Annotated in this window: 18 protein-coding genes; 8 read left to right on the forward strand and 10 right to left on the reverse strand. The window is 66.9% G+C overall.

Annotated elements, in window-relative coordinates:
- Positions 1–11 precede the first annotated feature (11 nt).
- Together LJ725_RS07360 and LJ725_RS07365 are read right to left on the reverse strand one after the other, a co-directional pair.
- Positions 12–1,799 carry a tetratricopeptide repeat protein gene (locus tag LJ725_RS07360; RefSeq protein WP_230549984.1) on the reverse strand — a complete coding sequence of 596 codons (1,788 nt, stop codon included), beginning with the start codon at positions 1,797–1,799 and terminating at the stop codon, positions 12–14.
- A gap of 5 nt (positions 1,800–1,804) precedes the next feature.
- Positions 1,805–3,460, reverse strand: a complete 1,656-nt coding sequence (locus tag LJ725_RS07365) for an electron transfer flavoprotein-ubiquinone oxidoreductase (RefSeq protein ID WP_230549985.1) — start codon at positions 3,458–3,460, stop codon at positions 1,805–1,807.
- 117 nt (positions 3,461–3,577) lie between these two features.
- Between LJ725_RS07365 and LJ725_RS07370 the strand changes: the two genes are divergently transcribed.
- Entirely contained in the window at positions 3,578–4,606 is a 1,029-nt protein-coding gene (locus LJ725_RS07370) for a homoserine O-acetyltransferase family protein (RefSeq protein ID WP_230549986.1), read from the forward strand.
- Complete coding sequence (locus tag LJ725_RS07375; RefSeq protein ID WP_230549987.1) at positions 4,606–5,487, forward strand: uracil-DNA glycosylase; 882 nt, start codon at positions 4,606–4,608, stop codon at positions 5,485–5,487. Before LJ725_RS07370 ends, LJ725_RS07375 begins: the two co-directional genes overlap by 1 nt.
- Positions 5,488–5,600: 113 nt before the next feature.
- Here the strand turns inward: LJ725_RS07375 and LJ725_RS07380 are convergent, their stop codons facing one another.
- From LJ725_RS07380 to aceB, 4 genes are read right to left on the reverse strand one after another with little or no spacing between them, the layout of a single operon-like run.
- The gene (locus LJ725_RS07380; protein ID WP_230549988.1) at positions 5,601–6,020 is read right to left on the reverse strand and encodes a GNAT family N-acetyltransferase; all 420 of its coding nucleotides are present in this window, start codon (positions 6,018–6,020) and stop codon (positions 5,601–5,603) included.
- A gap of 17 nt (positions 6,021–6,037) precedes the next feature.
- Positions 6,038–7,006, reverse strand: a complete 969-nt coding sequence (locus tag LJ725_RS07385) for a 2-dehydropantoate 2-reductase (RefSeq protein WP_230549989.1) — start codon at positions 7,004–7,006, stop codon at positions 6,038–6,040.
- Between the two features lie 10 nt (positions 7,007–7,016).
- Positions 7,017–8,549 carry an acyl--CoA ligase gene (locus tag LJ725_RS07390; protein WP_230549990.1) on the reverse strand — a complete coding sequence of 511 codons (1,533 nt, stop codon included), beginning with the start codon at positions 8,547–8,549 and terminating at the stop codon, positions 7,017–7,019.
- Between the two features lie 10 nt (positions 8,550–8,559).
- Positions 8,560–10,179 (reverse strand): malate synthase A, encoded by a 1,620-nt coding sequence (gene aceB, locus LJ725_RS07395; protein WP_230549991.1) that lies wholly within the window; start codon positions 10,177–10,179, stop codon positions 8,560–8,562.
- A gap of 89 nt (positions 10,180–10,268) precedes the next feature.
- Between aceB and LJ725_RS07400 the strand changes: the two genes are divergently transcribed.
- From LJ725_RS07400 to LJ725_RS07425, 6 genes are read left to right on the forward strand one after another with little or no spacing between them, the layout of a single operon-like run.
- Positions 10,269–11,456, forward strand: coding sequence for a urate hydroxylase PuuD (locus LJ725_RS07400; RefSeq protein WP_230549992.1), 1,188 nt, complete (start codon positions 10,269–10,271; stop codon positions 11,454–11,456).
- Positions 11,457–11,460: 4 nt separating this feature from the next.
- The gene (locus tag LJ725_RS07405) at positions 11,461–11,922 is read left to right on the forward strand and encodes a hypothetical protein (protein WP_230549993.1); all 462 of its coding nucleotides are present in this window, start codon (positions 11,461–11,463) and stop codon (positions 11,920–11,922) included.
- Positions 11,919–12,302, forward strand: coding sequence for a hypothetical protein (locus tag LJ725_RS07410; protein WP_230549994.1), 384 nt, complete (start codon positions 11,919–11,921; stop codon positions 12,300–12,302). The genes LJ725_RS07405 and LJ725_RS07410 overlap by 4 nt, the downstream gene beginning before the upstream one ends.
- Positions 12,303–12,312: 10 nt before the next feature.
- Positions 12,313–13,080: a crotonase/enoyl-CoA hydratase family protein gene (locus LJ725_RS07415; RefSeq protein ID WP_230549995.1), complete on the forward strand. Its 768-nt coding sequence runs from the start codon at positions 12,313–12,315 to the stop codon at positions 13,078–13,080.
- 22 nt (positions 13,081–13,102) lie between these two features.
- On the forward strand, positions 13,103–14,125 hold the full coding sequence (locus tag LJ725_RS07420; RefSeq protein ID WP_230549996.1) for an NADPH:quinone oxidoreductase family protein: 1,023 nt from the start codon (positions 13,103–13,105) through the stop codon (positions 14,123–14,125).
- A 60-nt stretch (positions 14,126–14,185) separates the two neighbouring features.
- On the forward strand, positions 14,186–14,563 hold the full coding sequence (locus tag LJ725_RS07425) for a hypothetical protein (RefSeq protein ID WP_230549997.1): 378 nt from the start codon (positions 14,186–14,188) through the stop codon (positions 14,561–14,563).
- Positions 14,564–14,602: 39 nt separating this feature from the next.
- Here the strand turns inward: LJ725_RS07425 and LJ725_RS07430 are convergent, their stop codons facing one another.
- The 4 genes from LJ725_RS07430 to LJ725_RS07445 are packed head-to-tail and all read right to left on the reverse strand — an operon-like array spanning position 14,603 to position 16,847.
- Positions 14,603–15,412, reverse strand: a complete 810-nt coding sequence (locus LJ725_RS07430) for a phytanoyl-CoA dioxygenase family protein (protein WP_230549998.1) — start codon at positions 15,410–15,412, stop codon at positions 14,603–14,605.
- Positions 15,413–15,414: 2 nt separating this feature from the next.
- Positions 15,415–16,191, reverse strand: coding sequence for a crotonase/enoyl-CoA hydratase family protein (locus LJ725_RS07435; protein ID WP_230549999.1), 777 nt, complete (start codon positions 16,189–16,191; stop codon positions 15,415–15,417).
- A 2-nt stretch (positions 16,192–16,193) separates the two neighbouring features.
- On the reverse strand, positions 16,194–16,652 hold the full coding sequence (locus tag LJ725_RS07440) for a MaoC family dehydratase (RefSeq protein WP_230550000.1): 459 nt from the start codon (positions 16,650–16,652) through the stop codon (positions 16,194–16,196).
- Positions 16,653–16,664: 12 nt separating this feature from the next.
- A complete protein-coding gene (locus LJ725_RS07445) occupies positions 16,665–16,847 on the reverse strand; it encodes a zinc-finger domain-containing protein (protein WP_230550001.1) in 183 nt (60 codons plus the stop codon).
- Positions 16,848–16,868: the final 21 nt, after the last annotated feature.

Genomic DNA, 16,868 nt, shown 5'->3' on the forward strand with positions numbered 1-16,868 from the left:
CCTGCTCCCGTTCAGCCGCCCTGCTTGGTATCGGCGGCCTTCTCGTAAACCGTCGGCTTGTCGTTCGACGGGTTGAGACCGTTGGCGATCTTGTCCTGGATGATCGGCAACCGGTCCTTGTCCGGATTCTGGTGAAGCGCGCGTTCCCACTGAAAGCGTGCCTCGCGACGGCGACCGACATGCCAGTAGGCGTCCCCGAGATGGTCGGTGATGGTCGAGTCGTCGCCCTTCTGCTCGGTGGCCCGCTCCAGCCACTCGACTGCCTTCTCGTACTGGCCGAGCCGGTAGTAGGCCCAGCCGACGCTGTCGGTGATGGCGCCGTCGTCCGGCCTGAGCTCGGTCGCACGCTCCAGCATCTTCATGCCTTCCTGGAGGTGGATGCCCTGGTCGATCCAGCTGTAGCCGAGATAGTTCAGTACGTAGGGCTGCTCGGGAGAGAGTTCGAGCGCCTTCTTCATGTCGGCCTCGGCCTTCGGCCAGTTCTTGGTCCGCTCGAGCGCGATGCCACGGCCAAAGTAGATCTGCCAGTGACGCTCATCGGGCTTGCCCAGCCGCGAGATCGCCGTGTCGTAGGCGGCGACGGCGTCGGCGAAGCGGTCCTTGCTGCGCAGCAGGTCGGCCAGCGTGAGCGCGGCATCGATCCGGTCGGGCTTCTCGGCCACCAGAGTCCTGAGGCGCGCGACGGCCTGGTCGAACTTGTCTTCCTGCGCGTCGAGCGCCGCCGTCCGGAGGCGAGCCTGCCAGTAGAGCGGCGAAGTCGGGCCGATCCTGCCCAGCGCCGCAACCGCCTTGGGGATCTGGTGGAACTGTTCGTAGAGGCCAGCGATCATCAGCCAGGCGAAGTCCTGTTCGGGCTTCAGCGCAGTCGCGAGCTGGTAGAAGATGAGTGCGAGGTCCTGGCGCTGGTTGCGCGGATCGGAAGCCAGGATACCGCCGATGTCGAACAGGATCTCGGCGATGCCGGAGGCCGGCGTCGGCGGCTTGGGCATCGGCGCGTTGGGGCCCATGAGGCCGTCCATCACGACGGAATCGCTGTAGCGCGTGCCGTAGGTCTTCAGGATCTCGCGCGCCTCGGCGTCCTTGCCGAGGCGACGCAGCCCCTCGGCGACCGAAATCGTGGTGCGCAGGCCGTTGCGGTCGATCGAAATGGCCCGCCGGTACTTGGCCTCGGCGGCGTCCTTGTCGCCGGCCATCTCGTCTATCTGCGCGGCGATCACCAGGGCCGGCGCTTCCGCCCGCTCGCCGCTCGCCGGCTTCAGCCGCGCCAGGTACGACCGCGCGGCCGCGTAGTCCTTGTCGCCGGCCTTCAGCCAGGCCATCACGTATTCGCGCAGCGCGCCAAGCTGGTTTTCCGAACCGATGCGCGTGAGCTGCTGTTCGGCCGCCTTGTAGTTCCCCTTCTTGATGGCCTCGATCGCCATCACGAGGTTGGCGAAGCCGTCGCCCGGGCGGGTCGACAGAACCGCCGGCGCCAGTTCTGCCGCGGAATCGATGCGTCCGGCATACATGCGCAGACGGAAAACGGCGTAGATCAGTTCAGGATCGAGCGGCGTGAGCGCCAGCGCCTGGTCCATCTGGTCGGCGGCGGCATCGTAATCATGGTCCTGCTCGCCGACGCGCGCGGCGAGATAGCGGCCCTGAAGCGAGATCGGCGCAAGACGCTGGCCCGGTTGGGCGACGGGAGGCCGGGCCGGCGGCTTGGTGCCGCCTTGTTGTGCCGGGCCCTGCTGGGCCTGGCCGGCCAGAGGAAGAGCGAACAGCAGCGCCGCCGACAGCAGCGCGAGGGGAGTGCGGTTCATGCGTCTCACATATTGGGGTAGTTGGGGCCGCCACCGCCTTCGGGCACGGACCAGTCGATGTTCTGCGCGGGATCCTTGATGTCGCATGTCTTGCAGTGCACGCAGTTCTGCGCGTTGATCTGGAAGCGCGGCTGGCCGTTGTCGGCCGTGACGACTTCATACACCCCGGCCGGGCAATAACGCTGCGCGGGCTCTGCATAGAGCGGCAGGTTCACGGCGATCGGAATCGACGGGTCACGCAGCTTGAGGTGGACCGGCTGGTCTTCCTCGTGGTTGGTGTTGGACAGGAACACCGACGACAGCTTGTCGAACGAGATCACGCCGTCGGGCTTGGGATACTGGATCGGCTGAAACTCGCTGGCCGGCCGCAGCATCTCGTGATCGGCCTTGTGATGACGCAGCGTCCACGGCACGCGGACGCCGAGATCGTGCAGCCACATGTCCATGCCGCCGTAGAGCGTGCCGAGGGTGGTGCCCCACTTCAACGCCGGCTTCACGTTGCGCACCTTGTCCAGATCCTTCCAGACCCAGGAGGCCTTGAGCTTGACGGGATAGGCGATCAGCTCGTCGCCGCCGGTCTTGCCGCCGGCCAGCGCCTCGAAGGCGGCCTCGGCGGCAAGCATGCCGCTCTTCACGGCGTTATGGCTGCCCTTGATGCGCGGCACGTTGACGAAGCCGGCCGAGCAGCCGATCAGGGCGCCGCCGGGGAAGGTGAGCTTCGGGATCGACTGGATGCCGCCCTCGTTGATGGCGCGCGAGCCATAGACCAGCCGCTTGCCGCCCTTGAGATACTTGGCGACGTCGGGATGGGTCTTGAAGCGCTGGAACTCGTCGAATGGCGAGAGATAGGGGTTCTCGTAACTGAGATGCACCACGAGGCCGATGGCGACCAGGTTGTCGCCGAAATGGTACATGAACGAACCGCCCGAGCTGTTCGTCTCCGACAGCGGCCAGCCCTGCGAATGCACGACCAGGCCCTTGCGGAAGTTGGCCGGATCGACCTGCCACAGTTCCTTGATGCCGATGCCGAACTTCTGCGGATCGACGCCGTCGCGCAGGTCGAACTTGGCCATCAGCTGCTTGGCGAGCGAGCCGCGCACGCCCTCGCCGATCAGCGTGTACTTGGCGTGCAGCTCCATGCCCGGCGTGTAGCTGTCCTTGTGGGTGCCATCCTTGGCGATGCCCATATCGCCGGTGGCGACGCCCTTCACCGAGCCATCCTCATTGTAGAGGACCTCCGCGGCGGCGAAGCCCGGATAGATCTCGACACCCAGCGCCTCGGCCTGCTGGCCGAGCCAGCGGCAGACCTCGCCCAGGCTGACGATGTAGTTGCCGTGGTTGTTCATCAGGCGCGGCAGCAGGAAGTTGGGGAATCGGTAGGAGCCGCCCTTGGTCAGGAAGAGGAACTGATCGTCGGTGACCTGGGTTTCGAGCGGCGCGCCCTTTTCCTTCCAGTCCGGAATGAGCTCGTTGAGGCCGATCGGATCGACTACGGCGCCCGACAGAATGTGGGCGCCGAGTTCCGAGCCCTTTTCGAGCACGCAGACGGAGACTTCGTGGTTGCGCTCGGCGGCGAGCTGCTTCAGGCGGATCGCCGCCGACAGTCCGGCCGGACCGCCGCCCACGATCACCACGTCGTATTCCATCGCCTCGCGCGTCATGCTGTGCTGCCCTGCAATTCCAATTTCCCGATGGACGCGCGCCTGTCCGACGGCAATCCTTTGATTTAGATAGCGTGTCGGGGGCTGGATCGCCACCCGCTGAAAAGGGGATTTCCGGTGCCTGAGTTGAACGAAATCGAGAGCAAGACCTTCTCTGCACGGGATTTCAGGCTGGAAAGTGGCAAGACGCTGCCGGTCCTCGAACTGGCCTACGAAACCTACGGCACCCTGTCGCCGGCCCGGGACAACGCGATCCTGGTCGTGCACGGCTACACCTCGTCCCATCACGCTGCAGGCAAGAATGCTCCCGGCAAGCAAGGCCGCGGCGTCCTGGAGGGGGCGGCCGGCTGGTTCGACGGGCTGATCGGCCCGGGCAAGGCCATCGACACCGACCGCCATTTCGTCGTGTCGGTGAACGCGCTGGGCTCGGCGCATGGCAGTTCGGGGCCCAACAGCACCGATCCGGCCACCGGCAAGCCCTACGGCCCGACCTTCCCGGAGATCACCCTGCGCGACATGGTGGCCAGCCAGAAGCTGCTGATCGATTCGCTCGGCCTGAAGAGCCTCGTTGCCGTGGTCGGCCCCTCGATGGGCGGCTTCCAGTCCTTCCAGTGGGCGGCCTCCTATCCCGGCTTCATGAAGGGCATCGCCGCCTCCGTGACCGCGCCGCGTGCGCCGGGGCGGCTGGGCGGCCTCGAGGCGCTGCAGAAGCGCCTCGCCGCCGACCCGAACTGGAACGGCGGCTGGTACTACGAGAATGGCGGCATCCCCGGGACGCTCGAACAGATCCGTTACGAGACGCTGCTGAACTATGGGCAGGGCGAAGCCGAGGCCAAGGTCGCCGCCAAGAGCTGGGCGAAGATCTACGACGGCCATTCGCTGGTCACGCTGCGCCGCGCGATCGACGGCTTCGACATCACCGGGCAGTACGATCGGCTGAAGCAGACCAAGGTCCTCTACGTCATCTCCAAGACCGACAAACTGTTCGACCTCACCGACTGCGCCGCCCACGCGCTGGACATGCGCAAAGCCGGCGTCGATCTCACCTATGTCGAGATGCCGTCCGAGAAGGGACACATGGCGAGCCACGCCGATGCCGCGATGTGGGCGCCGATCCTCTCCGCCTTCCTCAAGCAACTGACCTGATGGAAGCGGCTCTCAGCCCGCAGGACGCCGCCGCGCTGCTGCGGTGGTACGTCGATCACGGCCTCGACGAGACGATCGGCGAGGATGCGATCGACCGCTTCGCGCTGCCGCCGCCGGCAGGCGTCGTCGCCACGCCTGCTCCGCCGACGGCCTCGCCCTCCGCTGCGCCGACGCCGATGCGGCCGCCCGTCGCGGCGCCGGCTGTGCGCGCGCCCGTCCCCCTCGAATCGCCGCAACTCGCGCTCGATGCCCGCGAGGTCGCGCGGCAGGCCACCACGATCGCCGAACTGGAAGAGGCCGTGCGCGCCTTCGAAGGCTGCGCGCTCAAGCGCACGGCCAAGAACACGGTGTTCGCCGACGGCGTCGCCGGGGCGCCGGTGATGATCGTGGGCGAGGCGCCCGGCGCCGACGAGGACCGGCTCGGCAAGCCGTTCGTGGGCGTGAGCGGCCAGCTCATGGACCGCATGTTCTCAGCCATCGGCATGAGCCGCGAGCGCGACCTCTACATCACCAACATTCTCTTCTGGCGTCCGCCCGGCAACCGCACGCCGACGCTTTCCGAGCAGGCGATCTGCCTCGCCTTCACCCGCCGCCACATCGAACTCGCGAAGCCGAAGATCGTCGTGCTCGCCGGCGGCACCGCCGTGAAGGCCGTGCTGAACACAACCGAGGGCATCACCCGCCTGCGCGGCAAGTGGACGACGCTCATGCTCGACGACGACAGCGAAGTCCCGGCCCTGCCGACTTTCCACCCCGCCTACCTGCTGCGCACCCCCGCAAGCAAGCGTCAGAGCTGGCAGGATCTTCTGGCCCTCGACAAGCGGCTGAGGGAACTCGGCGTTCGCGGAAGCGGCGCGGGATCGTCCAGCCGCGGAAACTAAACAAAGATACGGCTGTTCGCGGAGAGAAGGTCTCTCCACTGCGCGCCTGCGGCGCTCCGGTCGAGACGACGGGTCAATTGATGGCCCGCTTGCCTAAACCTACCTTCGCTTCTCTACAGCTTCTTCCGCAGGAAGAACTTATGATGGCCTGGCGGGTAGTCGTCGAGCGTGGCGAAGACCTCGTAGCCGCGTTTCTCGTAGAACGGACGCGCCTGCCAGGTGTGCGTGTCGAGATGCGCCGAATGGCAGCCGCGCTGGCGGGCATAATCCTCGGCCGCGTCCATCAGGCGCGTGGCGTGGCCCTGGCCGCGCAGCGCCTCGTCGACCCAGAGGATCGAGACGAACAGCCAGTCAGACCAGATATACCCCAGCAGGCCACCCAGCGTTTCGCCCTTCTCCCCTTTCAGGAAGATGTAGCAGGGATAGTAGTCGGACCGGCCCGTGCGGCTTGAATTGAACATCGAGAGCCGGTCCCGGACATAGTCGGCCGCCCGCGCATTGTCCGGCTCGAAGACGAGTTCGACCTTTTCCATGTCAGCGCCCAATCACCTCAGCGCATCGCCGCGCGCTGGCGCACCAGGGCCAGAACGCTGCGGCCGATCGGCATGTCGACGCCGACCCACTCCGACATCTCGACGACGCCGCCCAGCAGCGCCTCGATCTCCAGCGGACGTCCGCGCTCGAGGTCCTGCAGCATTGAGGTCTTGTGGGCGCCCACTTCGGCGCCGCCCGCGATACGCTTGTCGACGTTGATGGCGAACTTCACACCGAGCTTCTCGGCGACGGCCTGGCCCTCGACCATGAGGGCACGGCAGACGGCGTGCGTCCCCGGATCGCCGATCACCTTGTCGAGAGTCGCGCCGGTCAGCGCGCTGATCGGGTTGAAGGCCATGTTGCCCCAGAGCTTGACCCACAGCTCATCGCGGATGCGCGGCCGCACTGGCGCCTTGAGACCGGCCTTGATCAGCAGCTCCGAGAACTTCGACGCGCGTTCGCTGCGGCTGCCGTCCGGCTCGCCCAGCGTGAAGCGATCGCCGTAGGTGTGATGAATGACACCCGGTTCGGCGACGTCGGCCGCCGGATAGACGATGCTGCCCAGCACCTGCGACGGCGGCAGCCCCGCAGTCAGCTCGCCCTCGGGGTCGACCGACTGGATGATCCGGCCGTCGAAGTCCCCGCCGAGCTTGTACGTGTACCACCACGGCACGCCGTTGATCGCCGCGACGATGGTCGTGTTCGGCCCGATCAGGGGCTTCAGCTGCGCCATCGCCGGCAACAGCGAATGCGCCTTCAGGGTCAGCACCAGATAGTCCTGCGGGCCGATCTCCTTCGGATCGGAAGCGACGCGGGGCTCCGTCACCGTCTCCTTGCCGTCGCTCAGCAGTACGAGGCCCCTGGAGCGCAGCGCCTCGCCGTGCGGGCCGCGCGCCACCACGGTGACGGCCGTGCCGGCCATTTCGAGCTTGGCGGCCAGCAGGCCGCCGATCGCACCGGCACCGAATACGCAGATCGAAGTCACGGAATTGTCCTCAGGCCTTGGCTTCGCCGAGGCCGAGCTTGGCGGCCAGGCCGATGCGCTGCAGCTTGCCGGTGGCGCCCTTGGGAATCTCGGTCACGAACACGACCTTGCGCGGCACCTTGAAGTCGGCGGCGTGCTTGGCCACGAAGTCCCGCAGTTCGCGCTCCGTCGCTTCCAGGCCCGCCCGCAGCACGACGACCGCGCCGATATCCTCGCCCAGCATCGGGTGGGGAATGGCGAAGGTCACGCACTGCTCGACCGCCGGATGGTCCATCAGGATCGTGTCGACCTCGATCGGGCTGATCTTCTCGCCGCCGCGGTTTATGATCTCCTTGAGACGACCCGTCAGGAAGAGATAGCCGTCCTCGTCGAAGCGGCCCTGGTCGCCGGTGCGGAACCAACCGTCGGCGAAGGCCTTCAGGTTGGCGTCCGGGTTGTTGTCGTAACCCGCCGTCACGTTCGGACCCTGGATCACGACCTCGCCGATCGTGCCCTGCGGCAGGAAGTGGCCGGCCTCGTCCATGATCGCGATCTTCGGACCCGCCGGCAGGCCGACGGCGCCGGGCTTGCGCTTGCCCGGGGGGAGCGCATTGGACGCCATCTGATGGCTGGCCTCGGTCATGCCGTAGGCCTCGATCACCGGGCAGTCGAACGCGGCTTCCAGTTCGAGCATGACCTGCGGCGGCAGCGAGGCCGACGAGGAGCGGATGAAGCGCAGTTTAGCCGCCTTCGCTGCGTCGGCATGGCTGCGCAGGCGCGTCAGGATCGCCTGGTGCATGGTCGGCACCGCCGTGTACCAGGTGGGCTTCACCTCCTCGAGCTGGGCGAAGAAGCGCAGCGCGTTGAAGCCCGGCGTGCACGAGACCGATGCCCCGGCGCCCAGCGACGACAGCGTCGCGGCGATCAGCCCGTGGATGTGGAACAGCGGCATGATGTTCATGCAGCGGTCGGCTGGCGCGAGCGCCAGCGACTCCGCAATGTGGCGGGCGGAGGCCGCGAGGTTCGCCGTGGAGAGCGGCACGATCTTTGGCCGCGCGGTGGTGCCCGACGTGTGCAGCACCAGCGCGATTTCTCCGTCGACCGAAGTCCCGGGACTGGCCGCCTTCGCAGGCTTCAGGGCCGAGACGTCGAGCGTGAAGCTGCCGGCCGGACCGCCCGCCGCCGGGATCAGTTCGATGATCGGCACGCCGACCTTCTCGGCCATGCCGCGCACCGGGCTGTCCATGCCCTGCTGCACGATCACGGCCTTGGGCTTCAGGTCGTCGAGATAGAACTCGAACTCGTCGGCGCGGTAGGCCGGGTTGAGCGGTGCGGAACTGGTGCCCGAGGCGACGGCGATGAACGACGAGGCCATCTCCGGACCGTTCGGCGCCACCATGGCGACGCGGTCGCCGCGGCCGATGCCGACGCCGTTCAGTGCCGCCAGTGTGTCGTCGGTCAGCTTCTTCAGGCCGGCATAGGTGAGCCACGGCCGGCCCGGCGCGCCGATGGCCGGCGCGTCGGGCTTGCCCGCCGAGGTGACGTCGTAAACGGTCTTGATCATCTGATGTCCCTCAGGCCGCCGCCTTCTCGTCGGCGATGATGCGGTCGTAGGCGGGCAGCGTCAGGAACTCGTAGAACTGCGGCTGCTCGACCAGGTCGATCATCAGCTGGGCGGCATCCTCGTAGCGGCCCTTGGCATAGGCCTCCTCGCCGATCTGCGCCTTCACCTTGTCGTTCTCCTCGCGCACGATCTGGCGCACGAACTCCTTGGTGATGGCGCGGCCGTCGTCGAGCTTCTGGTTGTGGCGCACCCACTGCCAGACCTGCGCGCGGCTGATCTCGGCAGTGGCGGCGTCTTCCATCAGGTTGAACAGCGGCACGCAGCCGATGCCGCGCAGCCACGCCTCGACATAGCCGATGCCGACGGCCACGTTCTGGCGGAGCCCCGCCTCGGTCTTCGGACCCGTCGGGATCTGGATCAGGTCGGCGGCCGTGACGTGGACGTCCTGGCGCTTGCGCGCGATCTGGTTGGCTTCCTTCATCACCGCGTCGAACTCGGCCTTGGCGATCGGCACGAGACCAGGATGGGCGACCCACGTGCCGTCATGGCCGTCGCCGGCCTCGCGCTTCTTGTCGGCATGGACGCGGCCCATCGCCTCGTCGTTGGCCTTGGGATCGTTCTTGATCGGGATCTGCGCCGCCATGCCACCCATCGCGTGCACTTCGCGGCGGTGGCAGGTCTTGATCACGAGCTGGCTGTAGGAGCGCAGGAAGTGCGAGGTCATGCCGACCGTGCCGCGATCGGGCAGCACCGCCCACTCCTGCTCGCGGAACTTCTTGATGAAGGAGAAGATGTAGTCCCAGCGGCCGCAGTTGAGGCCGGCCGAATGATCCTTCAGCTCCCACAGGATCTCGTCCATCTCGAAGGTGGCGAGGATGGTCTCGATCAGCACGGTGGCCTTGATCGACTTCTGCGGCACGCCGAGCGCGTCCTGGGCGGCGACGAACACGTCGTTCCACAGCCGCGCCTCGAGATGGCTCTCCATCTTGGGCAGGTAGAAATACGGGCCGGTGCCGCGCGACAGCGCTTCCTTGGCGTTGTGGAAGAAGTAGAGGCCGAAATCGAACAGCGAGCCGGACATCGGCTTGCCGTCGACCATCATGTGCTTCTCGAGCAGATGCCAGCCGCGCGGGCGGACGAACAGCACCGCCGTCTTTTCGTTCAGCTTGTAGGCCTTGCCGCTGTTGGGATCGACATAGTCGATCTGGCGGCGCACCGCGTCGGCCAGGTTGAACTGGCCCTCGATCATGTTGGACCAGGTCGGGGTCGAGGCGTCCTCGAAGTCGGCCATGAAGACGTTGGCGCCGCAGTTCAGCGCGTTGATTATCATCTTGCGGTCGACCGGACCGGTGATCTCGACGCGGCGGTCGAGGATGTCCTTGGGCAGCGGCGCCACCGTCCAGTCGCTCTCACGGATCTTGGCGGTCTCGGGCAGGAAGTCCGGCTTCTCGCCGGCGTCGAGCCGCTTCTGGCGCTCGACGCGGGCGGCCAGGAGCTCCTCGCGGCGGGCGTTGAACTTGCGCTGGAGGTCGGCGACGAAGGCGACTGCCTCTTTGGTGAGCACCTTTTCGAAACCGGGCTTGATGGCCCCGTCGATCGTCACGCCCGCCGGAAGGTCCAAAGCCGCCATAGTCGTTCCCCTCGAAAATCGTTCGGATTTCAGTCGAAGGGGCGATTTACCGCCTTGAGGCGGTGCCCGGCAAGGCGCTACGAGGGCTCATGGATGCCGCTTTCGTCGTAGATTGGCTGAATCTGCTGCTGCGCTGGGCTCACATGATCGTGGGCATCGCGTGGATCGGCGCCTCTTTCTACTTCATCTGGCTGGACAACCACCTGCACAAGCCACTCGATCCGGCCGACGAGGCCAAGGGGATCGGCGGCGAGGTCTGGGCGGTCCATGGCGGCGGATTCTACACGGCCAAGAAGTTCAAGGTGGCGCCGGAGCGGCTGCCGCCCGAACTCCACTGGTTCAAGTGGGAAGCCTATACGACCCTGATCACCGGCTTCTTCCTGCTCTGCCTCGTCTACTACTACGGCGCCGACGTGGCGCTGATCGATCCGTCCGTCCTGCCGCTGACGCAGCCGCAGGCCATCGCCATCGGCCTCGGCTTCCTGGTGCTGGGCTGGCTGGTCTACGACTGGCTCTGCCGCTCGACCCTGGGCCAGGACGACCTCGTGCTGGGCGGGCTGATCTTCCTCTATTGCGTGCTCGCGGCCTGGGCGCTCTGCCACATCTTCTCCGGCCGCGGCGCCTACATCCATTTCGGCGCGATGCTCGGCACCATCATGGTGCTAAACGTCTATTTCGTGATCATCCCGGGCCAGCGCGAGCTGGTGAAGGCCAAGGAAGAAGGCCGCATCCCCGATCCGGTCCACGGGCTCAGGGGCCGCCAGCGCTCGGTCCACAACACCTATTTCACGCTCCCGGTGCTGTTCACGATGATCAGCAACCACTATGCGGGCCTCTACGGCCACGAGTGGAACTGGGTGCTGCTGCTCACGATCTCGATCGCCGGCGCCCTGATCCGCGTCTGGTTCGTCCAGCGCCACAAGGGCAACGCCAACCCGCTGGTGCTCGCGGCGGGCTTCGTGTTCATTGCCTTCACGGCCTTGCTCGCCCTGCCCCGTCCCAGCGCCGATGGCGGCGGACCGGTGTCCTTTGCCGAGGTGCAGCCGATCATCCAGGCGCGCTGCGCGCCCTGCCACGCCGCCAAGCCGACGCAGGAAGGGTTCCTGGCGCCACCCAAGGGACTCCTGCTCGAAACCCCGGCGCAGATCCGGGCGATGGCCGCAGCCATCAACCAGCAGGCCGCCGCTTCCCGCGTCATGCCGCCCGGGAATCTGACCAACATCACCGATGCCGAGCGCCGCATGATTGCGCGCTGGTTCAAAGGCGGCGCACAATAGCGGCATGAACCTCCGCACCCGCGGCTTGCCGTGGCGCCGTCTCCTGACGGCGGCGCTGGCGGCGGTCGCGATCTTCCTCTTCTGGTCCCAGACGTCCGAACGCGGCCAGCGCGAGCTGGCCCGCGGCACGACCATCTCCGCCGAGGCACGCGAGGCCGGACAGGGCTGGGGAGCGGGCGTCGGCTTCGCGGACCAGCGCCGCCTCGACGAGCACTTCCAGAAGCACGGCGCCGAGTTCGGGCGCATCACCAAGCAGGACTATCTGCGACAGGCCCAGTTGCTGCGGGACGCCCGGGTCGGCGGATCGATCCTCGAGACGGTGAGGCGCGACGGCGTGGTGACGCGCTTCGACCGCGACACGGGCGCCTTCATCGCCTTCAATGCGAACGGCGTCATCCGCACCTTCTTCAAGCCCAACGACGGCGAGCGCTACTATCGTCGGCAGTCCGAAAGAGGGAACGATTGAACCCGCCATCACCGCCGCCCGGCCCTCCCGACGTTGCCGACCTGCAGGAGCTGATCGACCAGTGGGCGACTTTCGCGAGCGATCTCGAGCGGGACGGCTACACGTTCGATCTCGACAACTGGCTGAACGACGTCGACGTGCGCGAGCTGATCCTCGAGGCCCTGCCCATGTTCAGCCGCGAGGAGATGGGCGAGCATGCGCTGAAGCTCGACGTGGCGGACAGCACCTTCAAGGGCGCAACGCGCGAGTTCAAGCGGTGCGTCTGGGGCAGTGGCACCGCCCGCAAGGAAAAATGGACCGCTCAGAATAACTGGTGGTACTTCCGCACACCGGCCCGCTCGAACGACCAGCTTGAAGACGAGCTTGCGACGGTTCGCTAAGACTGACGCCATGAGCACGCCGAAAATCCTGGTCGAGGCCCACGGGCCGGTGACCACCATCATCATCAACCGGCCGCAGGCAAGGAACGCGCTCGACAACGAAGCTGCGCACGGCCTGGCCGATGCGCTGCGCGCCTTCGAAGCCGATCCCGAGGCACGGGTCGCCGTGCTGACGGGTGCGGGCGGCGCCTTTTGCGCCGGTGCCGATCTCAAGGAGCTGGGCTCGGGCACGGATTATTTTCCATGGGCCGGCAGCGACGAAGGGCCGCTGCGTGCACCTCTCTCCAAGCCGGTGATCGCCGCCGTGGAAGGGCATGCCTGCGCCGGTGGCCTCGGCGTGGCGCTGTTCTGCGACATCCGCATCGTCGACGACACGGCGACCTTTGGCGTCTTCTCGCGACGCTGGGGCGTGCCGATGAGCGACGGCACGACGGTGCGCCTGCCACGCATCGTGGGTCAGGGCCGCGCAATGGACATGCTGCTGACAGGGCGCGCCGTGAGCGCCGACGAGGCGATCGCGATCGGACTGGCCACGCGTAAGGTGGCGCGCGGCACGACACGCACCGAGGCCGAGACGCTGGCGCGCCAGATCGCAGGCTTTCCGCCGATCGCCATGACCTCGGACCGCAAGTCGGCCTACGAGAGCTTCGACCGCGACGAGGCCGCGGCGATCAAGCGCGAGATGGAACTGTCGCTCGACGCGCGACGGCAGGAATCCCAGGGCGGCGCTGCACGCTTCGCCCGTGGCGAAGGCCGCCACGGTCAGTTCAAGAAGTAGAATCAGTTCGAGAGGTAGGAAGATGCGGGCGCTGGTTTGTCATGCCTATGGTCCGATCGACAGTCTGAAGGTCGAGGACATCGCTTCACCCGAGCCGAAGGCGGGCGAGGTGCTGGTGAAAGTCCGCGCCGCAGGCGTGAGCTTCGCCGCCATGCTGGGCGTGCAGGGCAAGCACCAGAACAAGCCGCCCCTGCCCTACGTGCCGGGCAATGAACTGGCCGGCCACGTCGTGGCTCTGGGCGAAGGCGTGACGAACGTGGCGGTCGGCGACCGCGTGGCGACGGGCGTGAGCCAGGGCGCCTTCGCCGAATACGCCACGGCCGCTGCCGCCAACCTCATCCCGATCCCCGAGATCATGCCCTATGCCGAGGCGACGAATTTTCCGACCCTGTACCCCACCGCCTACGGCGCCCTGAAGTGGAAGGCCGACATGAAGCCGGGCGAGGTACTGCTGGTGCACGGCGCGGGCGGCGGCTCGGGCCTTACGGCCATCGAGGTCGGCAAGGCGATGGGCGCGGTGGTGATCGCCAGCGCCGGCGGCGCCGACAAGCTCAAGGCCGCCCAGGAGGCCGGTGCCGATCATCTGATCGACTACCGCGCGGAGGATCTGCGCACCAGGGTGCTGGAAATCACCGGCGGACGCGGCGCCGACGTGATCTACGATCCGGTCGGCGGCTCGGCCTTCGATGCGTCGCTGCGCTGCGTCGCTCCCGAGGGCCGCATCATCCCGATGGGTTTCGCGAGCGGCACCGTTCCGCAGATTCCGGCCAATATCCTGCTGGTCAAGAACGTGACGGTGATCGGCTTCTATTACGGATACTGGAACGGCTGGGGCGGGAAGAGCGCGCCCTCGCCCCGGGAAGCGGCTTCCCTCGCGCAGCGCCGTGCCATGGTCGCCGAGGCGCAGAGTGTCCTCACGGGCTGGTTCACCGAAGGCAAGTTGAAGGCCACCGTTGCCGCAACCTATGACCTTGCAGATTGGATGAAGGGTTTCCGCCTGATCGAGGAGCGTACGGTGGTCGGGAAAGCCGTTCTCGTTCCCTGACGCAAACGCGGGTTACGGCAACTTGTCGGGCCGGAGGAAACTCCGGCATAGTCCTCTCGCATGCCGGTACAGTGGACGATCTCCAATCCCCACCGACTCGTGATTGCCGTCGCGCGCGACGAGCTGCGCCTCGAGGACGTCGAGAACTATCTCGACGGCGTGGCGGTGGCGGATGCCCTCGCGTACCGCAAGATCTTCGATACGACGCACGCCAAGATGATGCTGAGCGACGCCGACGTTATGGCGCTCGGGGCTCGCATCCGCGCCTACCTCAAGATGGGCAGGCTCGGCCCATTGGCCATCGTGGCCGTCACGGAGCGCGCCTACCAGCAGGCCCGCCTGTTCGAGACGCTGGCCGAAGGCAACCGCCCGATCCGGATCTTCCGCGAGCTTCACCTCGCGCGAGAGTGGCTCGACGGGTTCGGCGAGGCGGCCTAGCCGCCACGGAACGGCCTCGACGCCCGACGCGAGGGGCGTTTATCGCGGCCACACCTTGGGAAAGGTCTCGCATTCCAGCCGGTCGCCGGGCTTCAGCCCATGCCCTTCGATGGGGGGCGAGATCTGGCCGGCGCGCGCGCCGTATCGGGCATCGTCGCCGCACCAGCGTGTCGCGTAAGCGCGGCGGCGGCGCGAAGTCGAGCGATTGCCCGAGGCGCCATGCAGGGTGAGCGCGTGGAAGGCGATGACGTCGCCCGGCTCCATCTCCCAGGCGAGGAACTCGTGCACGTCCCGTTCGGCGTCGAGATCGGGCAGCGGCTCGAAGCGGCTGTCCTGCACCTGCAGATCGACGCCGCCCTGCTTGAAGAACTTCGGCTGGAACCAGCGGCCCCAGCGATGGGAGCCCTTCACGTACTCCACGCAGGTCTCGCGATCGACAGGATCGAGCGGCGTCCATAGCGAGATGACCTGCTCGCCGTCGATCGGATAGTAGGGTTGGTCGTGATGCCAGGGCGTACGCTCCTGCGTGCCCGGCTCCTTCACCAGCAGGTGGTCGTGATAGTAGATCACCTCGCTCGCCCCCATGAGCTTCGCGACGATTTCACGCGCAGGCGACTCGTAGGCAAAGGCGCGCGCCGCGGGATGGCGCTGCCACAGCTGGAAGTCGACGAAGAAAAGGCCGGGCGCGCCCTGGGGCGTGTTGATGCGGACCATGGGCCCGGGGCTCTTCATGTCGTCGTCGACGGCATCGCGCAGGCGTTCGATCCATTCCAGCGGAATGGCGTTGCGCAGGCAGATCGCCCCGTCCTCGCGATAGCGGGCAATCTCGGCGTCGGTCGGCAGTGGCATGATCAGATCTCTCCAAAATCGCCGCCGCGGCCCTTGCCGGCGGCGAAGCGGGCCGCGCCCTTGCGCGACTCGGCCTGCAGCGCCGGCATGCCATGGCGGGCTTCGTTGACGAGGGCCGCCGGCACGTCGAGCGACCACTGGTCGTAGGACGACAGCCGGTCGGAGCGCAGGCAGGTCTGCGGGAACTTCGCCAGCTGCTCGGCCAGCGCCAGAGCCTCCGCCAGCGCCTGCCCTTCCGGAACCAGCCGGTTGGCCAAGCCCCAGTCGAAAGCCTCGCGCGCCCCGACCTCACGCCCGGTGAGGATCATGTCGAGGGCGCGGCTGTGGCCGATCAGCCGCGGCAGGCGCACCGTGCCGCCATCGATCAGCGGCACGCCCCAGCGCCGGCAGAACACGCCGAACCTTGCGCTCTCCGAGGCAACGCGCAGGTCGCACCACAGAGCGAGTTCCAGCCCGCCCGCGACGGCATATCCCTCGACCGCGGCAATGACCGGCTTGGAAAGAAGATGGCGAGTCGGCCCCATCGGGCCAGGCCCCGCGGGATCGTGCCTGGCCACGCCATCTCGGCTGGCCGCGACCTTGAGATCGTAGCCCGCGCAGAAGGTACCGCCGCGTCCGGTCAAGATGGCGACGGACTGGCTGTCGTCGTTATTGAAGGCGAAGAAGGCCTCGCGCAGCAGGATCGCAGTCTCCGGATCCACGGCATTGCGGGCCTCGGCAAATCGGTCGATCGAGACGATCGTCGTCGCGCCCGCCGTCTCGACCGCGACCTTCGCCACTTCTAGCGGCCCTGCATCATTCTCAAGGGCGTGTAGACCAGCACCGTCCCGCCCTTCTGATTCTTGACGAGATTGGTGGTCCGCACGAGGGCGCGCGAGGGATCCTTGGAGGTCGGCTTGATCTCGGTGATCTCGATCTCGACGTGAATCGTGTCGTTCACGTAGGTCGGCCCCTTGATGTCGAAGCCCATCGACAGGAAGGCGAGGCCCGTTCCCTGCAGCGTCGTCGGGATCACCAGGCCCTCGGCCATGGAATAGACGAGCGCCCCCGGCACGGGGTGCCCGCCGCGCATGGGCGCGTGCTCCTGGATATATTCCCGGTTGGTGAAGAGTTCCTCCGAGAAGCCGCACAGGGTCACGAAGCTGAGCAGATCCGATTCGAAGATCGTGCGGCCGTAGGTGACGAACGTGTCGCCGACCTTGAGGTCGCGCCAGTTCCAGCCTTCACCGAGCTGCTTCACGATACCGCTCCTTCAGTGGGCGTGCGCGGGGTGTGCCCCTTCGCGCAGCTTGTAGAGCCGGCTGCAATAGGGGCATTCGACATGCCCTTCGGCACTCAGGTTGAGATAGACCTTGGGATGGCCCAGCGCACCGCCGCCGCCATCGCAGGCGACGCGGTCGGTTTCGACGATGATGACTTCAAACGGCTCCGTCACGGTCCCACTCCTGTTGCGCGG

Origin of the sequence: Reyranella aquatilis, from assembly GCF_020880995.1 — a bacterium.
Classification (GTDB): domain Bacteria; phylum Pseudomonadota; class Alphaproteobacteria; order Reyranellales; family Reyranellaceae; genus Reyranella; species Reyranella aquatilis.

What these genes read in the sequence shown, in the direction of transcription:
- LJ725_RS07360 (WP_230549984.1), bottom strand. Translation starts at nt 1,799, where the DNA reads ATGAACCGCACTCCCCTCGCGCTGCTGTCGGCGGCGCTGCTGTTCGCT.
- LJ725_RS07365 (WP_230549985.1), bottom strand. Translation starts at nt 3,460, where the DNA reads ATGACGCGCGAGGCGATGGAATACGACGTGGTGATCGTGGGCGGCGGT.
- LJ725_RS07375 (WP_230549987.1), top strand. Translation starts at nt 4,606, where the DNA reads ATGGAAGCGGCTCTCAGCCCGCAGGACGCCGCCGCGCTGCTGCGGTGG.
- LJ725_RS07380 (WP_230549988.1), bottom strand. Translation starts at nt 6,020, where the DNA reads ATGGAAAAGGTCGAACTCGTCTTCGAGCCGGACAATGCGCGGGCGGCC.
- LJ725_RS07390 (WP_230549990.1), bottom strand. Translation starts at nt 8,549, where the DNA reads ATGATCAAGACCGTTTACGACGTCACCTCGGCGGGCAAGCCCGACGCG.
- aceB (WP_230549991.1), bottom strand. Translation starts at nt 10,179, where the DNA reads ATGGCGGCTTTGGACCTTCCGGCGGGCGTGACGATCGACGGGGCCATC.
- LJ725_RS07400 (WP_230549992.1), top strand. Translation starts at nt 10,269, where the DNA reads ATGGATGCCGCTTTCGTCGTAGATTGGCTGAATCTGCTGCTGCGCTGG.
- LJ725_RS07405 (WP_230549993.1), top strand. Translation starts at nt 11,461, where the DNA reads ATGAACCTCCGCACCCGCGGCTTGCCGTGGCGCCGTCTCCTGACGGCG.
- LJ725_RS07415 (WP_230549995.1), top strand. Translation starts at nt 12,313, where the DNA reads ATGAGCACGCCGAAAATCCTGGTCGAGGCCCACGGGCCGGTGACCACC.
- LJ725_RS07420 (WP_230549996.1), top strand. Translation starts at nt 13,103, where the DNA reads ATGCGGGCGCTGGTTTGTCATGCCTATGGTCCGATCGACAGTCTGAAG.
- LJ725_RS07425 (WP_230549997.1), top strand. Translation starts at nt 14,186, where the DNA reads ATGCCGGTACAGTGGACGATCTCCAATCCCCACCGACTCGTGATTGCC.
- LJ725_RS07430 (WP_230549998.1), bottom strand. Translation starts at nt 15,412, where the DNA reads ATGCCACTGCCGACCGACGCCGAGATTGCCCGCTATCGCGAGGACGGG.